Source organism: Halobacillus sp. A5 (genome assembly GCF_024189315.1).
In the GTDB taxonomy this organism is placed as follows: domain Bacteria; phylum Bacillota; class Bacilli; order Bacillales; family Halobacillaceae; genus Halobacillus_A.
In genome coordinates, this window is record NZ_JAIZEO010000004.1 from 294,845 (window position 1) to 312,331 (window position 17,487).

Sequence of the window (17,487 nt, forward strand, 5' to 3'; positions counted from 1 at the left end):
TTTCAAAAATAAAACTACCTGTCCTCGTGGCAGGATAAGGAGCAGGTAGTCTCGATGCAGTATCTATGTCTTTTTTTGCCGGATTAATGAAAGGCTGGCTTCATGTCCAGCCCGAACTGAAACGCCCCGCTGTTTAACCGGTACTTCTCAAGCACATCCGGACCACAGCTAGCCGAGCCAAGACCATGATGCTTGTGATCAATTAAAATGGTCAGGAAATCCTGTTTGACTAAACCATGTGTATGCTGCGCTTTTTCCAGGTTTTCGATTGTGTAGTACTGGCAGTTAAAATTAAACGCAGGCTTAGCCACAAAAGTAATCCCGACTCCCTTCCCGCTCGTCACCTCAGCCCAGCGAACGTCGTGCCGATTGCCGTTTTCCTGCGGATAGACATAGGGAGTATAGAATTCTTCCGCTTTTTTCTTCCAGACGCCAAATCGGTTCGCCAGTTTGCTGTCGACGTACGACTCCCCCGGACCTCGGCCATACCATTTCACTCGATTCAGCATCGACGGCACTTCCATCTTAAGCCCAAGGCGTGGAAAGGTTCGCGGCAGTTCTCCATACGGCTCGCCCTGTACATCAATACCAACCCTCCCTCTAGAATCAATCGTATACGTATAAGTCATAGATAAGCCCCAATTTAAAATAGGCGGAGCGACACGGGCGGACACTATAACTTCCGCTTGATGTTCCCCTTGACTGTGACAGCTGACGGAATGGATTCGCTGCTGCAATCTATGAAGACCATGCTTCTTCCATTCTGTAATGGACGGGGTATCCTTCCAATGAGCCTGGGCCCACAGATCATTATCTATAGGGGCACGCCATAAATTCAAAACGGGGCCTGTTTTGATTAAATCAATCCCCTGATGTTTCCATTCACTCAAGTTTCCGAATACTTTATTGAAGCGGACAATAAAATCCTCCCCTTGAACGGTCAATTCGTGCTTTGACTCTTCCACTGCTAAAGGCTGGCGGGAAAAGCCGAACTCTAGAGGCTTCGCCTTTTGAACTGGGAGTTCGTACTGAGCCCAGGCCACCAGATGTCCAGTTTCTGCCCAGGCTGTATCGCAGGCAAGCGTGAATTCAACGTTTAACCAATAGTCTTCTGCCGCTCCATGATACTGGCCAATGTTATAAGGCAATGTCACCTGGTCACTTGATCCCGACTCTATTCCATCACATAAGATAGTGCCGCCCGCGACAACTTCTTCCCCTGTAGTAACGGTCCACGACGCGTGCAGATGTTCCAGTGAAACAAAATCATAACGATTCATTATCTTCACTTTGCCTTTTTCCAAATTAATCGATTCTATAACCACAGGCTCAATTACTTTTTTGTATTCTTTAAGGGCCGGAGAAGGCGTATGGTCAGACATAACCAGCCCATCAATGACAAAGTTGGAATCGTGCACAGCTTCACCGAAGTCCCCTCCGTACGCAAAGTATTCCTCCCCGTCTTCAGTTACCCGGCGGATTCCATGGTCGAGCCACTCCCAGACAAAACCGCCTTGAAGCCGGTCGTATTGATAAAATGTCTCCCAATATTCCTTCAACCCTCCCGGACCGTTCCCCATCGCATGTGCATATTCACACAAAATGTGCGGCTTGCCTAAATCATTCCGCGCTCCTAAAGCATCCATAACTTCGACAGCTGTGTACATCGTCGTAAACACATCCGAAGCTTCCGGATCCCTTTGAGGGTCATAGGTGCTTTCAGATCTCGTGATCGCCCGGCACTCTCCTTCATAATGAATGAGCCTCGTATCATCATAATCCTTCGCCCAGTCTGCCATCGCTACGTGGTTTCTTCCAAAGCCGGATTCGTTTCCAAGCGACCACATGATGATGGAAGGATGATTTTTATCCCTTGCGACCATCCGCTTCATCCGGTCGAGATAAGCGTCTTCCCAATCAGGGTCGTCACTGAGCTGATCCCAATTGCCGATCACCTCAAAACCGTGCGTTTCCAGATCTGCTTCATCAATAACATACAAGCCGTACTGGTCACATAAGTCATAAAACCTTGGATCATTCGGGTAATGAGCCGTCCGTACAGCGTTAATATTGTACTGCTTCATCAGCTTGACGTCTTCTTCCATCCACTCAAAAGGCACAGCCCGGCCGAAGTCGGGGTGGTGATCATGGCGGTTGACACCCTTCAGCTTAATCGCCTTGCCGTTCACTAAGAACAAGCCATCCTTCAGCTCCACGGTACGAAAGCCGACATTGACTGGAATTACTTCGGCAGCTTTCCCTTTTTTTAATGAAAGCAGCAGCTTATACAAATAAGGATCTTCCGCCGACCATTTACCTGGATTCGGAATGGAAAAATCGCGGACCACCGTTTTCGTGCTTTTGGCAGCAACGGAAACAGGTTCACGTTCATTTATCACATCCTGCCCATCCGCATCCTGTAAATGATACTCAAGTGTATAATGAGAAACATCGTCATCGCTGCTGTTTTCAACAACAGTCTCAACACGCAGCGTGCCATGCTCATAGTTGTCATCAAAACTTGTTTTTACAAAGTAATCCTCCACATGCACCTTAGGGACCGCCAGTAAATATACATCACGAAAAATCCCACTCAGCCACCACATATCCTGATCTTCAATGTAAGAGCCGTCCGACCATTGGTACACCTGGACGGCCAGCCGGTTTTTTCCTTCCTTTAGATAGGAAGAAAGATCAAATTCAGAGGGGATCCGGCTTCCCTGGCTGTAGCCGACGCGCTCGCCGTTTACCCAGACGTAAAAAGCACTGTCCACCCCTTCAAAGCGCAGGGTTACTTGTTGATCGAGCCCCTCCTCCGTCACCCAGAAATCACGAACGTAAGAACCTGTGGGATTCTGAGTAGGAACGAACGGCGGATCGACTGGAAAGGGATAGACAACATTCGTATAAGCCGGGCTGCCATAACCATGCATCTGCCAGGAGGAAGGGACATACAGCTCGTCCCATTCCCCTGTGTCAAAGTCTTCTTTGTAAAATTGTTCCGGAGCCAGATCTGGATTGCCGGCGTATTGAAACTTCCATAATCCATTTAATAGTTTAAAAGAGGGCGACTTCCCGCGCTCGAACGTTAACGCACTTGCTTTGTCGGCAAACGGAATAAAGTGAGCCCGCTTCTTCCTCCGGTTTCTCTGCAATACTTGAATATTTTCCCAATCATTCACTGACATTGTTTTCAACCTCCTCAAGTTATCCTTTTACCGATCCCATCATACCTGCAACGAAATGCCTCTGCATGATGAAGAACACAAGTGCCGTTGGCAGCGTCGCGATGACAATGGCCGTCATGATGACTCCATAATCAGGCGAATACCCAGCCCCAAGATTCGAGATCAATAATGGAATCGTTTGATTTTCCGGGGACTGCAGCACGACCAGCGGCCATAAATAGTTATTCCAGCTGTTCATGAAAGCAATAATCGCCGCAGCTGCATACGCTGTCTTCATCGTCGGCAAGTAAATACGGAAAAAGATCCCCAGCTCACTTAAGCCGTCAATTCTGCCTGCCTCCACCAATTCCTTCGCAAACATCTTCGTATTCTGACGGAAGAAAAAGATAAAAAACGCCGTAATTACTGTAGGCAGAATAGCTGCAGCCAGTGTATCAATCCCCAGGAATGGAATACTTGCAGACACCCCGCCAAACATACGATAGAGAGGAACCATAATGGCTGCAAACGGAATCATCATTGACAACAGAAGAATATTAAAGATCCTGTCCCTGCCCGGGGTCCGGTAGATTTCAAATCCATACCCCGCAAGAGAACCAATTAACAGCGTTAAAAAGGTAGTAATGACAGCAATAATAGTCGAATTGACTAATGCCGTCACCATACTGACAGACTCGAACAAAACTCTTACATTTTCGAATAAATGTCCTCCCGGCAGCAGCCGGCCCTGCGTTACATCCACAGATTTATTGGTCATACTGACGAGCATCCACAAGAATGGAAAAATAGATACCAGCGCAGCAATACTTAAGAAGGTATACACACCAATTCTTTTTAACTTTCTCACTTGTCATCACCTGCCACTTTAAACTGAATGAGCGATAATATAACGACTAGAATAACAATGACGTAAGATACAGTAGCGGCATAGCCAAAATCAGGGCTGTATTCAAACGAAAGGTTATAAATGTACATGGAAATAGACAGCGTCGCATTCCCAGGTCCGCCATTCGTAATATTCATAATTTCATCAAAGATCTGCAGCGTTCCAATCGTGGAAATGATTGAAGTAAATAAAATAATCGGCTTCAGCATCGGCACCGTAATGTAGAAGAACTGCTGAAAAGAGGTCGCTCCATCAATCCTGGCAGCTTCATACATGGAACGATCGATATTCTGCAGGGCAGATAAGTAGAAGATCATGTTGTAGCCCGTCCACCTCCACGTAATCGCCGCAATGATTGTGATTTTCGCCAATACAGGGTCCGACAGCCAATTGAGCGGCTGTGAAATCAGCGACAGATCCATAAGAAACTGGTTGATCAGGCCGTCGACCCCAAATAGGTACTTAAAGATAACCGCATATGCTACCAGTGAAGTGACACATGGTAAAAAGATAGCTGTCCGGAAAAAACCTTTAAATTTCAAGGTCGCATCGTTCAAAAGTACAGAAAAGAATAAGGCCAGAAGAATCATTATAGGAACTTGAATGAGCAGATAAATAAATGTATTCGTCAGTGCAGCAATAAAAGTCGGGTCACTAAATAATCGAATATAGTTATTTAATCCAACGTATTCAAGGTTCGATCCCATTCCAGACTGAAAAGAGAGAAGTAAGGCTCTCCCCATTGGATAAAAGTAAAACAACGAAATACCTGCAACAGCCAGCAGGATAAACAACCATCCAATATAATTCTTCCTGTACCAGCGGCCGAACGATTTGTTGCGTTCGAGGTACGGGGATCCTGCTCTGTTTACTACTTTACTCATTTTTCGACTCCTCCTTACGCAATAAGACATGCCCAGGTTTGAAAGAAAGGGATTCTTTGAAAGTACTGACATCTTTCGCAGAATCCCTTATTCTATGAAAATTTTTTTTCTTATTCTGCTTTTACAGTTCCTACTTCAACTGAGCTTCTGCCTGTGCCTGCGCATCAGCAAATGCATCATCTAGGCTTTTTCCTTTTAAGTAGTTCTGCATTTCGGCAGCTAAAATATCTTCAATCGAATACGTGTGCATGCCGTAATTGACACTCGGAATGTCCTCCACCCATGTAGAGAAGTCGGAAATGAGAGATTGTCCGCCAAAGAATTCATTTTCAGTTTGATAAGCTTCTCCGTCAGAAGCAGGGGTGTAAGTCCCAATCGCTCCAACGTCGTTTACTAGGTCCTGATAGAATTCTTCATTTTCTCCAAACGTCTGTCCAAGAAATTCAGCTGCTTTTTCTTTTCCAGGGACATTCAATACGTAGAAAGAGCTTCCTCCCTGGTTCGATGCGTTCACCGCACCTTCCATGTCCAACCTCGGAATCGGAGCAACCGCCCAGTCTCCAGCTTGAGATTCTTCAGCTTCAATGCTGGCTCCAATCCAGTTTCCGCTTGGTACCGTGGCTACGTCGCCGCTGTTAAAGGAAGCGATAAACTGGCTCCAATCTGAATTAGCTTTGACAAAGTCAGCTTCCATCATAGCTTTATAGTTTTCGAATGCTTTTCTTAACGGTTCGTTGCCTTCAATATTTACGTTTGTGCCTTCTTCATCGACGTACCAGGCACCCGCACTTTGAATCATGACACGAATGAGACCCAGGTCATTTGGATCAAGTGAAATCATATCTTTACCTGTCGTTTCTTTTACATCCTGCCCAATCTCGATATATTCTTCCCACGTAATATCCGTTAAGTCTTCCATTGTATATCCCGCTTCTTCTAGATAATCGGTACGGAAGAATAACCCCGTTACACCTGTATCAAAAGGTAACCCATACTGCTTATCATCAAGACTGGTCGGTGCCAGCTTGTACGAAGCGAAATCTTCCGGGTTGATGTAATCGTCGATCGGGAAGAAAGCCTCTGGATAAGACTGCAGGAAGCTCTGTGCCCGCTGGTCTTCAATTAATACTATGTTCGGCATCCCTTTCATCGTTCCCGAACTAAGCCCTGTGTTCAGCTTCGAGACGATATCATCCTGCGCGTTTTCAATAACATCAAGCTCCACATCTCCATCATAGGATTCTTTGGCAGTTTCCAACGCCGCAATGTTAAAGTTCGGATCCCATGCCCAGGCCGTAATCGTATCCGGGTCCTCTGCTGCCTCTCCTTCCTCTGAAGCTCCGCCCTCTTCATCTGAAGAACATGCTGCCAAAACGAGAAATGTAAGTAAGACTAAAGCTGACAGCCAGCTCTTCTTAAAGCGAAAATCCTCCATAACTAATACCCCCTTCTATTTGTAAGCGTTACCAATACGCTTATTTAAAGCATATCACCGAAAAAAAAAGACCGTTAGAACGATCTTTAGAAATTTATTTAACTATCTTTAGAAGTTTCCTCCTTCCGACAGACGCTCTTTGGTACTATTTTTAGATTTGGTAATATATTTAGCGTTTTCATCTAACAAAGGTAAGATAATTTTTACTTTGGTTCCTTTCTTCAATTCACTTGAGATCTCCACACCGTAATCCTCGCCAAACAATAACTGGATGCGTTCATGGACATTCCGTACACCTATTCCGCTGAACAGCTGCCGCTTCCCTTTACTCTCTATCTTATCCAGCCTCATGCCGTCTCCTGTATCGATGACCTCACAGACCAGCTTGTCGTTCCGCTGAGCAATAAGAATTTGAATGAAGCCTTTCTTCTTCTCTGTAAAGGCATGGAAGAAGGCATTCTCTATAAACGGCTGAATCACAAGCTTCGGCAGATGATAATGTAAACAATCAGGTGAAATGAGCGAATTCACTTTAATCCGATCGCCATATCTAGTTTGGTTAATCAACACATAGTTTTGTATATTGGCTGCCTCCTGCTCGACTGTGATTGTCTCATCGACGTTTCCGAGAGCATTTTGCAGCAATGGAATGAGGGCATCGATCGTTTCAAAGGCCGCTTCTTTCTTACCGTCCTTCACCAATAACTTTACCGATGTTAACGTATTATAAAGAAAATGAGGATTGATCTGATGCTGCAAAGCCTCAAGCTCTGATTTGCGCTGCTTCCTCTGCGCCTTCATTAACACATCGACATGCTCCTGTAATTCGTTCAGCATATAGTTAAACGCATGAGCAATTTTTCTCGCTTCATAACCGCCGCTCTCTTCGACCGGTTTACTGAAATCATACTTAGCCATATTCGAAATCTGCTTCACCAGACGGCTGATCGAATTCGTCACTCTTCTCGATATAATAAAAACAACTACTAAAGCCAGCAACACAATGACCGTACTGATTAACGCAATTTCTTTAGTATTGACAAGGTTATTTATGACTAGCTCCTGATCGACAAGATTAACAATATATAAGTCAAGAGCAGGCAGCGCGGAAGTCAGCAGCAGCTGATCCTTCCCAAATACATTGGCTTCCTGATACTCCAGTCTCTGTTCTTCCGTTTCCTTCGCCAGCGCAAGCAGCTCAGGAGAATCCTGACCGATGTATGACTCATCATCACTCGAGATGATCTTCCCGCTCCCATTCACCAGCATCACACTATTGCCTTGACTTGTATAATCATCATAGAACCCTCTTAAATCGAGCTCTCGAATCGGAATATACAAATACCCGTATATATTATTGGAGGACCGCTCCGTCAGTGCCTTCGTCGCTACCACCATCGGACTGCCGTTCGTAATCTCACCGCCGGAAACAAATTGATAAAGAATCTGATTAGGATGCTCCTCAGCGTTTTTTGTGATGCGATGGTTAATTAAGTCATCCCCCGTAACCGACCAGTTCATATACTTCATATTAAACAAACGCTCATTCTCCCCTAATATGATCATATTCGCCTCATTCGGCCGGTCTGCATACAGTTTTTCCATCTGCTCTTTAATCGAATAAAAGGAAGTAGAGGCATCAACCGAGCTGACATACTCTTCCGTCAACATCCGCTTAATGGTGGCATTATTCTCCACTTCCATCGAGGTCACAACAACCGAATAACTGAACGATTCGAACTGCTGTTTAATTTGATTGAGCACCTTCGTATTCGTAATGCTGAACGTCTCCATAAATAGATTATTCGACATTCTGATCGTGCTGAAGGTAATGAGCAGGGAGACAGAAATAATGCTGATCACCATGACGAGAAACATCTTAATAAATAAATTGTTATGATGAATAACGCTTATCAGCTTCTTCATGGCCCGCCTCAATTCATGGCCGGAGTCTGCTTGCGATAATTGCCGGGAGAAGACCCTTCCATCCGTTTAAATACCTTGCAGAAATAGCTCGGGTCGGAATAACCGACCATTTCACTGACCATGCTGACAGACGCCTGGCTCGTCTCCAGAATATACTTAGCCTTGACAATTCTCACCTGATTTAAGTAATCGCTGAACCCAATGTTTAGGTGGGTACTGAAATAACTGGACAGATACGAAGGATTAAAGTGGAACGTTTCCGATAAGGTCGTCAGCGAGAGAGGCTCAGTATAATGTTCTTCAATATATTGCAGAAGCCGCTTCATGTCGGCCGGACAGCTCTTATTGTCTTCCACCAACACAATTCTTTTCACATCCTCGATAAACGTATGAAAAATGGCTACCGCATCTTTTGCATACGCCGCCTCGTTGATCTCAGCAAAGTACTCATATTTCTTCATCTCAAGCTCGTCGACGTCATAATTCATATTTCCTAACAAAACGATCACATTAAATAAAATATTCTCAAGCCATGACTTAAACTCAAAGATATCCTTCGTATAATTGCGCATGAGAACATCGACATGCTCCGTCAGGGAAGGAATGGCCGCCTCAAACTTTTTCTGTTTAATAAGGTCAAGAAACCTCCCTAAGTCAAAAGGCTTTTCCGCTTCCGGCACCTGAGGCAGTGCATCATAGATTAACACCTTCTCGTCTGTTAAATAGAAAAGATAATCCTTCATCTTAAGCAAATGATCTTCATAAACCCTCTTCAGCTCATAAATAGACGTGAATGGAACACTCATTAACCACCTTGAGTGTTTTTCAGCCTCACCCAGCTCGGTGATCCCCCGCTTCACCAACTGCAACTTCTCCCGGTCAAAATTAATCAACACGAACATGGTTCCGCTTACATTTGAAGGGATAAAAAATGCATCGATAGCCCGCTCATCAAACATTTCCATGCGTAAGAAATCTGGATTCTGAGAACCACAAACTGCAATCAGACTGTAGTGATTAAAAGCAAAACCCTTAACCAACTGCTCTTCGCCGGCTGTTAACGAATAGCCGGCAAGACTCTTCTGTAATAACTCCTCCATCGACGGAGCGCTTTGAGCGACTCCATTGGACCTCCTCGACTCCGGCATCACCTTCCGCAGCGTTTTAATTAACTCCCCGCCATTGAGCTTCGGCTTTAGAATATAATCCGCCACCCCGGACTGAAACGTGGACCGCACATATTCAAAATCCTCGAAGCTGCTTAACACCACGATCTCAATCTCAGGATGCTTCTCCTTCACGACGCGGACTAATTCAATCCCATCCATTCCCGGCATCACCACATCCGTAATGACCAGATGAGGACGGAGCTCTTCAATCAATCTCAAAGCCTCATTCCCATTAGAAGCCTCCCCCACAATTTGAAAGCCTTCCTCAACCCAATCAATATAATTGATCACTCCCTGCCTGATCAGCATTTCATCATCCACGACTAAAACCCTGTACAGACCACTCATAACAATCTCCCCTTAAGGTGTTCCCTCATCTTTCAGAGAAACAGCCTGCCGCCTCCCCGAAAAAATTGGTGTACATATTTTCTAGCAAGTTCTAGTGATTCTTCAGAAAATGTTACAGGCATCGACCGAATTTTAAAATTTCTGATATTTTAATTATAATGTCTTTCATTCAAGACGTAAACATGCCTACATGTCAAAAAAAGGGCTGCCCCAGAAGCGCTCTAATTCCTCCTGTGACAGACCTCTTTAAAAAACGGATAATATGGACCTTATGTGTAAAGCATACACTCCCTGAATGTAAAACGAAAAGGTATATCCTTTCATTTTAAAATATATATTAAAGACCTTTAATGTCTACTATTAAACAAAAAAATTATTCCTCAAGGAACGTAATTTACTTTTTGAGCGATTAAAACATAAATTGCCTCTGACGGATAAAGTTTCTTTCCTACTTTAAACCCCGCTTTTTTTAATTCCTGCTCCATTTGTGTTGAGGAAATCCTTGGGTGATTATGTTCTTGACCCTGGTTTTCTTCTAATTCAACACATGCAAAGTAGCCATGAACTTTAAGTACTTGATTAATCAGGTGTAAAGTGTCAGGTAAAGACTTTATTTCATGAAGAACTAAAGATGCCAATACTATATCAATTGAGTTCTCAGGCAGCTTTACATCCTTCATTTCTCCATGTATGATCGTAACATTGTCAAGCTCTTCAGCATTAGCTTTGGATCTAGTGAATTCCAGGATATTCGAATCTATATCCAGCGCATAAACCATACCGTTAGTTTTTCTGGCAGCTGGTATAGTTAAGAAACCTGTGCCAGCTCCAATATCTAGAATGTTATCTCTACTATTAAAAGGCAGCAGCTTCAGTAAACTTTCTGGAGAGAATTGCTCTTTTCGTTTGTTACTGTCTAAATAATCCACCTTTTTTCTCAGGCTGCCCATATGGCTGGTCTTACAATTCTCTTTCATATCTGTTCCCCTTAGTTTTAATTTGCTTTTCCTTTTATATTGTTAATGCTCTGTTCATCCATCTTATTTGTGATCTCAATGAGAAATTTGGCAGCAAGATCATCTTTCATGTTCTGTTCAGCCTCTATCATCACATTTTCAATCATACAGCCTTCATGATGATCCATGGAGCAGTTAAATAAATTGGACTCTCCTTCCACTGTTTTGATCACATCCAAAAATGAAATACTATCCTTCGCTTTGGAAACCTTATAACCTCCTCTCACTCCGGGTGTTGATTCAATTAACCCGCCTTTAGCAAGTTTCGTTAATATTTTTGACAGGTAAGTTGGAGAAAGATCCTGCATTTCTGCCAGGCTATGAACACCTATCGTATTTCCTTTTGGTAAAGCAATTAAATACACCATAGTGTGTAATGCGTAGTTCGTAGCTTTTGAATATTTCATAATTTCCTCCTTACCCAACACATTAAAGATATTAAAGACTTATATTATCTGTAATTGATTATCAGCTTAGCACTCCGTATGAAGCGAGTCAACGAAGAAGCTCTCGCAACTCAAAAATGAAAGGTAGACAGTTCGATCAACATCGGATACAATACATAGTTCTGATTGTCATTCAGCTGCCAAAGGAGATGAATATAAATGGATTTAAAACGATCCGAATTAGTTGAAGCAAAACGTCAAATTGACTCCACCCTACACAAACTTAAAGAAACAGTAAAAACTCTTGAAGCTAAGGAGAACCCTAATAACTATAGCTCACAAATCACCTTAGCTAAAAGGCGGATAGAGGCTTTTAACATCTCAGTATTTCTTATTGAAAGAGAAATAACTGAGCTTGATGAAAGAAATTGATTATCTTTTTTTAAAACTAGCGCTAAGTTTTTGTCAAAATAGATCTAATAAATAAGAAAAGGGTGGTGTCCCTGTCACGAACACCACCCTTTCTCAGCCTGTTTATAAATCTAAGGAATATATGTCTTTTGTGTAATATTATCTATGTTGATCAATCAGAATGGGGTTGCCATCAGGGTCTTCAATCGTAAGACTTTCTGGTCCTTCACTCGTTTCATCTGCTTCAGACAAGATTTTAATACCGTGTTCTTTTAGCTGCTTTTGAAGCTCCCGAACATCAGTAAACGAATCAATCTCTTCCGCCTGTTGATTCCATCCAGGATTGAAGGTAAGAATATTTTTCTCGAACATACCTTGAAAAAGCCCGATAACACAGCTTTCATTCTTCATAATGAGCCAATTTTGAGTAATTTCTCCACCGAGGGTCTGAAATCCCAGCTTTTCATAAAACGCTTTAGATTTGTTGATGTCTTTCACACTTAAACTTACAGAAAAAGCACCAAGTTCCATATCTTTTCCTCCTAAATTATTACAATCATCTCCAAGGAACAACTTTTGAAAGACAAAAATGGATAACTACATCATCAAGGCTTTCCAGCAGAAGTCTGTACGCTGTTACTACGACTGATCCTCAGGAACATTTATTTGGAAAGTAACGCCGAATTTGTCCTTTACGATTCCGTACAAAGGACTCCAATCCGTCTTTTGAAGGGGCATGACAACCTCCCCGCCGTCCTCAAGTGCATCAAATATGGCTCTCGCTTTTTCCTCTTGTTTAGGATGGATGGCAATTTGTATCGTATCACCCTGCTGATGAGGCATGCCTGCAAATGTATCGGAGAACATAAGATCCGAGTCGCCGACTTTTAAGTGAGCATGCATAACGCGCTCCTTCATGTCATCCGACAACGGCTGATCGGGGTCCGCCGGCATATCTCCGAACGTCATTATTCCCATCACTTTCCCGTCCAGTGTTTTCTCGTAAAAATTGACTGCCTCTCTCGTCTTACCGTCAAAAATTAAATAGGGGTTCAAACTCATTGACATCATTCAACTCTCCCTTTAATTCATTTGGACAACCACATTAATTATATACCAAAAATAGTAAGAGACAAACAGCCAACATTTAGTTTCCCGCTCAGGGACCCCCTTTATTTAAACGATATTATTCAGCTGAATGATTTTAACGAATTAAAAAAATCCATACAGCAATAATATGAAGGTACTTATTATTTCGAAAGGAGTCGGTTTGATGAAAAAATTATGGTTTATGGTATTAACATTGTTATTTCTGCTAAACATCCAACCTGGGTTAATTAGTGCCAACAGTAACACAGAGGAACAAAGTATTAGTCAATCAGAGGTAGAATTCCAAAATGAATTCAGGAAACTTTGGATTGATCACGTATTATGGACAAGTAATTATATTACAAGTGCCACAACGACAGGAGCGGAGGATCAAGAGCAAGTACTGGCGAGGCTGCTGAAAAACCAGGAGGATATCGGAAATGCTGTGAAGCCGGTATACGGAGAGGAAGCAGGGAATAAACTTACTGAGCTGCTTAAGGAGCATATTGTGATTGCCGGCAAGATTGTAGATGCAGCTAAAAACGGTGAAGAAGACAAGGTGAATCAGCTAAACAAAGAATGGAATAGAAATGCTGATGATATCGCGTCTTTCCTTAGTGAGGCCAACCCTGAATTAAAAAATGAAGATTTAACAAAAATGTTGTATGAGCACCTGGAATTAGTGGCCGCTGACTTAAACGCAAGCTTAGAAAAAGAATGGGATGAAAGAATCACCGCAATTGATGAAGGAGTCACCCATATCATCATAATGGCCGATGCAATCTCCGAGGGGATTGTAAAGCAGTTTCCAGAGAAGTTTGACAAATAATTTGGAGATGCAGCGTAAATTTCACTCTACCGTTTCTCTTTCAACTACCGGGACATGGTTAGGGCACTATCTGCCTGGATTAGGACGTTATCTTCACCCGTTACGGCGCTATCTCTCAGGGCACTCTGTCAAGGACTCTACTCGAGCTCCTTATTAGCAGCTTATTACCAACAACTCAAAAAAGCATTAACCAGAATGCGTGCTTTTCATCACTGTAAATAAATCTTAAACGAGCTTTGTACAATTATAGGTTATCTTTGGCGTTTCCAATTCCTTTTTGCGTTGACCCTTTGGCTCTATCTCTCTTTCCTTCAGATTGTAATTTAGGATCGTTTTTCGCATTTCCCACCTGATCCTTCACTTCTCCCTTTGCCTTATTAATGTTTCCTTTTACTTTATCACTCATCCCGTTTCTATCTGCCATAGATATTCATCCTCCTCGTGATGTTTTGGTATGTATATACCCGCGACATTCCAACTAAAACATGCACTCTTAAGATAAAAACAGTGTTTAGTTCTCCCGACGACTACCTCCATACTCAAACAAATCCATATAGCCAAATAAACTAATTCGTAAATGAGAGTGCCCAAATTAAATGATTTGAATAGGATGAAGAAGTATATCAAGGAGGCGAATGATTCATGTATTACTACAATCCTTACTACCCTTATCGGTACCCTCGTCAACAGGAAGGCTATATTTGTATTCCAGCGGATCAGTACGAATTTGAAGGTGGCATGGAGGGCACAATTACTACTTCAGATGACGAGGAGCTCTCTGTTGTATGCTTTCCCTTCCCTCAAGGAGCCGGCCAGCCTGGAGCACCTCAGGAAGATGGAAATGGGAATGGAAACGGGAACGGAAATGGAAATGGGGAGAATGGCGAAGAAGCTATGCCGGACATGGATGCGTTACCCGAGATCCCTTTCCCAGGGCAGGGTAATGGTAACGGGAACGGGAATGGGCAAGGCGGCATGATGCCCGGATTCCCTTCTCCAGGCCAGGGCAATGGGCAAGGTGGAATGCCAGGTTTTCCAGGAATGGGAGGCGGTCAAGGGCAGGGCGCCCGTATGTTTGGAAGAAATCACTACGCAGGTCCTCCATACTACTTTCATCCTGGACCCCGTTATTGGTAATAAAAAAGATAGATATTCACTTTCGGAAACCCCGATCAAAAAAAGCCTTCTCTACGCGGAGAAGGCTTTTCACATCCATTTCACCTAATCGACCTTTAATCCCATACAAAAATTCTTCACTTTAATTTTCAATAACTTCGCGGTCTTCTAAGGGCTGCTCAGGACGATGGTTCTCATGATAGATCGATTTGAAGTTTTGAATCTGATCTTCTGACATCTCAATCGGTTCTTCAAAAAGCATCCACTTCACTTCTTCTGTACAAGGCGGAGTGGTAAGAGAACCTTCATAGTGAAATGACGTTTGATCCTCAGGGAGAAGCTCCCGCAGTTCCACAGGTTCTTCTATGTTCACATCCCCCTCCGTTTCTTCCGAAGGCAATTGGTCCCATAAATCCGATAATGTATCATTCTCTTCGCCCTCCTCGATCATGATTCCTATGACCGCAGCATCACCATCTTCGGTTTCATGGACGAGATGGAGCTCCATCTCGTAGCGATGATCATTGAATAAATGCTCACTTGGCTGATGAAAATGAAATTGCGCTAGTTCATATTCCTTTTCATTCATGATGAGATGATTGTCTGAAGAAGAAGAGTTTGCCTGAATACTGTGACCGTTGTTCGCCAATGAAAAAGAAGTTGACTGATAGTTAATCTCAATGTCTTCTCTCTCTTCATTTTCGTTCGCGTGAGCTGAGTCTATATTCACAGGCGACTGCTCCTTACCATTGGCACAAGCTGCATAATCATCGTCGAGCTCTCCCCAATTCTCAGGTCCATTATCCCCCTCATAAGACCATTCAGCGGTTTCTTCATTACTTTCGCTATCGTTCTGCTCTTCCTCTTCGGGTGCACCCGTTTCCCTCGTTTGTTCCTGGCAGCCTCCCATAGTAAGACCTATTAGTGCAGCGAATACTGGATAAGTGAGTAATTTTGCTGGCATATTGTTTTCCTCTCTCCTTTTTGAAAAATTATCTTCTATGTACATAAATATCCAACTGATGTTGTGTTTCCCCTTTTTTTGATAGGGGAAATCTAGGCCTTACTCCTAAAAGTTTTAATAATTTATCATAAAAAAGAGACGCTCGCTTAATGCAAACGCCCCAAATTTTATATTTACTAAATTTTAATAGTCGATCTCCATTTCCAGCAAGGCACTACTCAATGATTTTCCGTGAGTATCCATAGCCAGGGAGGTCGTAACCCCTCCAAGTAAACTTTGATAACAGACAAAGTTTAAAGCTTTAACGTTAGGTAATTCATAACGTATAACATCCCCTTGAATTATATCTTTCAAGTGATTCTTAACCGCTTTTGGAGTAACCTTTTGACATAACCGTTCATAATCCTTTTCTTTATAAGGAATCAGGGAAAGGTTAAGAATATTTCCCTTGTCACCTGCGCGACTATGCGCAATATCAATTAATTTCACTTTGCAGCTCAACTCCCTTTTTCTGTCCCTAATAGATAAATTTCAGGTTTTACTTTCTTCCGGTCTATTAAAGTAGATAAAACACCAATAGATTCTGTTACTTTCTTTCTAGCGCCCCCGCCCGCAGCCGGTCCATTTAAATACAGTGCTTCTACTTCTTCTCCAATTAAACTTGCTGTTTCTTTGGAAGAATGATAGCCAGCTACACGAAGCCTTACTTCATATGGTTCTGGACCATTAAAATGTGTACGGTGCACTGACGATAGTCCAATGAAATCTATCCTTAAGTCTGGAAAATCATCTAGTAACCGCTCTTTCAAAATTTCAGCAGCCAGTTCGGCTCGAGCCAACGCATTGGAACCCGCATAAGAGATTTCTCCTTCTCCCAAAAAACCGGCATGATACCCAACAGAAACCTTTAAAGATTGGGGACACGCTTTACCACCCCCATTTACTACTTCCACTTGATTATTATTTATTTCTTTCAACTGGACCGTAGAGAAATCAACCGTCACATCTGGAGTTAAATATTCTGCAGGGTCATGTACTTCATATAATAACTGCTCTTTCACTGTTCTTAGATCAATTAGACCCCCAGTTCCTTCTACCTTAGTAATGACAGACCGACCATCTTCATCTATTGCGGCGTATGGAAACCCAATATTTGCAAGATCAGGCACTTCTTTTTTATGTCCATCTGCAAAATAACCTCCACTAATTTGACTCGAACATTCAAGCAAATGACCTGTTATCAAACCTTGTCCGAGTTTATTATAATCCTCTCTGGACCACCCAAAATGATGCACCTGAGGCGCAAGAAATAAAGATGGATCTGCTACCCTTCCAGTTATAATGATATCTGCCTCCGACTCTAGAGCCGGCAATATTGCATCAATTCCCATATAAGCATTTGCTGAAATAATTGGACCAAATTCAGCAATTAGGCAATTTCCTTCCCATGGAACAGAGTTTAAATCTATTTGGTCAAGAACATCATCGCCCACAACAGCAGCAACTGTACATGAAAAATTTAATTCTTGTGCAATTTTCAGTACTTTTCTTGCTGCTGCAATAGGGTTTGCAGCCCCCATATTTGTAAGTAAGCGTACTTTATTTTCTAATAGTAACGGAAGTAATCTCTTTATCCTTTTTTCTAATAATGGATCATATCCTCCACTTTGTTCATGGATTTTCCGCTGTTGAGCAAGCGCAATTGTACGTTCTGCCAAACATTCTAAAACTAAATAATCCAAATCTGCATTTTTTAATAAAACTTCAGCTGGTTCAATTCTGTCACCTGAAAATCCTGCTCCTGATCCTATTCTTAACATGTATTAACCTTCTTTCCTAA

The 17,487-nt window shown here is 42.7% G+C and carries 17 protein-coding genes; 3 read left to right on the forward strand and 14 right to left on the reverse strand.

Annotated features, from left to right (window positions below; translation table 11 throughout):
- Nucleotides 1–83: 83 nt before the first annotated feature.
- From lacZ to LF822_RS16710, 8 genes are all read right to left on the reverse strand, one after another.
- Nucleotides 84–3,188: a beta-galactosidase, LacZ type gene (gene lacZ / locus LF822_RS16675; RefSeq protein WP_253925215.1), complete on the reverse strand. Its 3,105-nt coding sequence runs from the start codon at nucleotides 3,186–3,188 to the stop codon at nucleotides 84–86.
- Nucleotides 3,189–3,207: 19 nt separating this feature from the next.
- Nucleotides 3,208–4,035: a carbohydrate ABC transporter permease gene (locus tag LF822_RS16680; protein ID WP_253925216.1), complete on the reverse strand. Its 828-nt coding sequence runs from the start codon at nucleotides 4,033–4,035 to the stop codon at nucleotides 3,208–3,210.
- Entirely contained in the window at nucleotides 4,032–4,958 is a 927-nt protein-coding gene (locus LF822_RS16685; RefSeq protein WP_253925217.1) for a carbohydrate ABC transporter permease, read from the reverse strand. The genes LF822_RS16680 and LF822_RS16685 overlap by 4 nt, the downstream gene beginning before the upstream one ends.
- Nucleotides 4,959–5,088: 130 nt before the next feature.
- On the reverse strand, nucleotides 5,089–6,393 hold the full coding sequence (locus LF822_RS16690; protein WP_253925218.1) for an ABC transporter substrate-binding protein: 1,305 nt from the start codon (nucleotides 6,391–6,393) through the stop codon (nucleotides 5,089–5,091).
- 108 nt (nucleotides 6,394–6,501) lie between these two features.
- Nucleotides 6,502–8,319: a cache domain-containing sensor histidine kinase gene (locus LF822_RS16695; RefSeq protein ID WP_253925219.1), complete on the reverse strand. Its 1,818-nt coding sequence runs from the start codon at nucleotides 8,317–8,319 to the stop codon at nucleotides 6,502–6,504.
- Nucleotides 8,320–8,327: 8 nt separating this feature from the next.
- Nucleotides 8,328–9,836 carry a response regulator transcription factor gene (locus tag LF822_RS16700; RefSeq protein ID WP_253925220.1) on the reverse strand — a complete coding sequence of 503 codons (1,509 nt, stop codon included), beginning with the start codon at nucleotides 9,834–9,836 and terminating at the stop codon, nucleotides 8,328–8,330.
- A 380-nt stretch (nucleotides 9,837–10,216) separates the two neighbouring features.
- Nucleotides 10,217–10,813, reverse strand: a complete 597-nt coding sequence (locus LF822_RS16705) for a class I SAM-dependent methyltransferase (protein WP_253925221.1) — start codon at nucleotides 10,811–10,813, stop codon at nucleotides 10,217–10,219.
- Nucleotides 10,814–10,830: 17 nt separating this feature from the next.
- Nucleotides 10,831–11,259 (reverse strand): Rrf2 family transcriptional regulator, encoded by a 429-nt coding sequence (locus LF822_RS16710; RefSeq protein WP_253925222.1) that lies wholly within the window; start codon nucleotides 11,257–11,259, stop codon nucleotides 10,831–10,833.
- Nucleotides 11,260–11,457: 198 nt separating this feature from the next.
- Between LF822_RS16710 and LF822_RS16715 the strand changes: the two genes are divergently transcribed.
- On the forward strand, nucleotides 11,458–11,670 hold the full coding sequence (locus LF822_RS16715) for a hypothetical protein (protein WP_253925223.1): 213 nt from the start codon (nucleotides 11,458–11,460) through the stop codon (nucleotides 11,668–11,670).
- 138 nt (nucleotides 11,671–11,808) lie between these two features.
- Here LF822_RS16715 and LF822_RS16720 read toward each other — a convergent pair whose 3' ends face one another.
- A complete protein-coding gene (locus tag LF822_RS16720) occupies nucleotides 11,809–12,180 on the reverse strand; it encodes a VOC family protein (protein WP_253925224.1) in 372 nt (123 codons plus the stop codon).
- Nucleotides 12,181–12,288: 108 nt separating this feature from the next.
- Nucleotides 12,289–12,717 carry a VOC family protein gene (locus LF822_RS16725; protein ID WP_253925464.1) on the reverse strand — a complete coding sequence of 143 codons (429 nt, stop codon included), beginning with the start codon at nucleotides 12,715–12,717 and terminating at the stop codon, nucleotides 12,289–12,291.
- 205 nt (nucleotides 12,718–12,922) lie between these two features.
- Between LF822_RS16725 and LF822_RS16730 the strand changes: the two genes are divergently transcribed.
- The gene (locus LF822_RS16730) at nucleotides 12,923–13,567 is read left to right on the forward strand and encodes a glycosyltransferase (RefSeq protein ID WP_253925225.1); all 645 of its coding nucleotides are present in this window, start codon (nucleotides 12,923–12,925) and stop codon (nucleotides 13,565–13,567) included.
- Between the two features lie 244 nt (nucleotides 13,568–13,811).
- Here the strand turns inward: LF822_RS16730 and LF822_RS16735 are convergent, their stop codons facing one another.
- Nucleotides 13,812–13,991 (reverse strand): CsbD family protein, encoded by a 180-nt coding sequence (locus tag LF822_RS16735; protein ID WP_253925226.1) that lies wholly within the window; start codon nucleotides 13,989–13,991, stop codon nucleotides 13,812–13,814.
- 218 nt (nucleotides 13,992–14,209) lie between these two features.
- On the opposite strand from LF822_RS16735, the gene LF822_RS16740 reads away from it, so the two are divergent.
- Entirely contained in the window at nucleotides 14,210–14,704 is a 495-nt protein-coding gene (locus LF822_RS16740; RefSeq protein ID WP_253925227.1) for a hypothetical protein, read from the forward strand.
- A gap of 121 nt (nucleotides 14,705–14,825) precedes the next feature.
- On the opposite strand, the gene LF822_RS16745 is transcribed toward LF822_RS16740, so the two are convergent.
- The 3 genes from LF822_RS16745 to LF822_RS16755 form a co-directional block, all read right to left on the reverse strand.
- On the reverse strand, nucleotides 14,826–15,647 hold the full coding sequence (locus LF822_RS16745) for a carbonic anhydrase (protein ID WP_253925228.1): 822 nt from the start codon (nucleotides 15,645–15,647) through the stop codon (nucleotides 14,826–14,828).
- 183 nt (nucleotides 15,648–15,830) lie between these two features.
- The gene (locus tag LF822_RS16750; protein WP_253925229.1) at nucleotides 15,831–16,136 is read right to left on the reverse strand and encodes an AtuA-related protein; all 306 of its coding nucleotides are present in this window, start codon (nucleotides 16,134–16,136) and stop codon (nucleotides 15,831–15,833) included.
- 8 nt (nucleotides 16,137–16,144) lie between these two features.
- On the reverse strand, nucleotides 16,145–17,467 hold the full coding sequence (locus LF822_RS16755) for an acyclic terpene utilization AtuA family protein (RefSeq protein ID WP_253925230.1): 1,323 nt from the start codon (nucleotides 17,465–17,467) through the stop codon (nucleotides 16,145–16,147).
- Between the last annotated feature and the right edge of the window lie 20 nt (nucleotides 17,468–17,487).

Bases quoted from the DNA above. Each gene is read 5' to 3' on its own strand.
- LF822_RS16730 (WP_253925225.1), top strand. From the start codon at position 12,923: ATGAAAAAATTATGGTTTATGGTATTAACATTGTTATTTCTGCTAAAC.
- LF822_RS16745 (WP_253925228.1), bottom strand. From the start codon at position 15,647: ATGCCAGCAAAATTACTCACTTATCCAGTATTCGCTGCACTAATAGGT.
- LF822_RS16735 (WP_253925226.1), bottom strand. From the start codon at position 13,991: ATGGCAGATAGAAACGGGATGAGTGATAAAGTAAAAGGAAACATTAAT.
- LF822_RS16695 (WP_253925219.1), bottom strand. From the start codon at position 8,319: ATGAAGAAGCTGATAAGCGTTATTCATCATAACAATTTATTTATTAAG.
- LF822_RS16740 (WP_253925227.1), top strand. From the start codon at position 14,210: ATGTATTACTACAATCCTTACTACCCTTATCGGTACCCTCGTCAACAG.
- lacZ (WP_253925215.1), bottom strand. From the start codon at position 3,188: ATGTCAGTGAATGATTGGGAAAATATTCAAGTATTGCAGAGAAACCGG.
- LF822_RS16690 (WP_253925218.1), bottom strand. From the start codon at position 6,393: ATGGAGGATTTTCGCTTTAAGAAGAGCTGGCTGTCAGCTTTAGTCTTA.
- LF822_RS16685 (WP_253925217.1), bottom strand. From the start codon at position 4,958: ATGAGTAAAGTAGTAAACAGAGCAGGATCCCCGTACCTCGAACGCAAC.
- LF822_RS16710 (WP_253925222.1), bottom strand. From the start codon at position 11,259: ATGAAATATTCAAAAGCTACGAACTACGCATTACACACTATGGTGTAT.
- LF822_RS16725 (WP_253925464.1), bottom strand. From the start codon at position 12,717: ATGTCAATGAGTTTGAACCCCTATTTAATTTTTGACGGTAAGACGAGA.
- LF822_RS16705 (WP_253925221.1), bottom strand. From the start codon at position 10,813: ATGAAAGAGAATTGTAAGACCAGCCATATGGGCAGCCTGAGAAAAAAG.
- LF822_RS16715 (WP_253925223.1), top strand. From the start codon at position 11,458: ATGGATTTAAAACGATCCGAATTAGTTGAAGCAAAACGTCAAATTGAC.
- LF822_RS16720 (WP_253925224.1), bottom strand. From the start codon at position 12,180: ATGGAACTTGGTGCTTTTTCTGTAAGTTTAAGTGTGAAAGACATCAAC.
- LF822_RS16700 (WP_253925220.1), bottom strand. From the start codon at position 9,836: ATGAGTGGTCTGTACAGGGTTTTAGTCGTGGATGATGAAATGCTGATC.
- LF822_RS16755 (WP_253925230.1), bottom strand. From the start codon at position 17,467: ATGTTAAGAATAGGATCAGGAGCAGGATTTTCAGGTGACAGAATTGAA.